Annotated in this window: 1 protein-coding gene; it reads right to left on the reverse strand. The window is 80.3% G+C overall.

The annotated features are described in order from the left end of the window. On the reverse strand, positions 1–899 hold an 899-nt coding region (locus tag WCS02_RS20695; RefSeq protein ID WP_340296198.1), incomplete at both ends, for a choice-of-anchor G family protein.

Below are 899 nucleotides of genomic sequence, written 5' to 3' on the forward strand. Positions count from 1 at the left end.
CGGCCGACGCCGCGGCCGCGACGGGCGGCAGCGCGGCCGCGAGCGTGCCGGTGAGGACGGGCAGCACCCCCCCGGCGCCGGTCAGCGCCGCGGTCACGGGGGCCGCCAGCACCGACAGGACGGACGTCGCGTCCCCCAGGGAGACCAGCACACGGGTGAGCGAGGTCGCCTGGCCGGCGGCGAGCCCGCCGAGGGTGCCGCTGATCGTCAGGGTCTGCAGGCCCAGGCCGAGCACGGTCACCCCGGAGGTGACGACGACCGTGGCCGCCCGCACCGTGGCGTCCACGGTGGCCGCGACCGTCGACGACCATGCCCCCAGCAGCGCGTCGACCCGGGCCGAGACGGCTGCGGCGGTGGCCGCGTCGAGGGTGACGCGGGTGCCGGGGGCGCGGCCGTCCAGGCCGCCCGCGAGCGCGGCGAGGTCCACGCGCACCCGGCCGGCGGCCAGGTCGACGGAGACGACACCGTCGGTGAGGGTCTGCTGGAGCAGCGGCGCGACCGCGGCGGGGACGTCGACGGTGACGGTGGCGGTGCTCGTCTGCAGCACCCCTCCCAGCAGCGACAGCAGCCTGCTGGACGCGGTCGACGCGAGCGGGCCCTGCAGCGCCACGGCCCGCGCACCGGCGCTGGCCGCGGCCGCCTGGGCCTGGGCGCGCAGCGCCACGACGGCGGGGCTGTCGGCCTCGAGCACCAGGCCGGCGACCCCGTACCCGCGGGTGAGCCAGGTGCGGGACTCGTCGCGCTCGCAGCCGTCCAGCGTCGCCCCGGCGCCGACCGCGCCGACCCGCAGCCGCAGGCCCGCCAGGCCCGCGGTCCCCGGTGCCAGCGCGGCGAGGTCGACGGTGGCCGGGCCCGGTAGCAGCGACGCGCCGGCCCCGGACGCGCCGACCAGCAGGGCG

This window comes from Aquipuribacter hungaricus, from assembly GCF_037860755.1.
GTDB lineage: Bacteria > Actinomycetota > Actinomycetes > Actinomycetales > JBBAYJ01 > Aquipuribacter > Aquipuribacter hungaricus.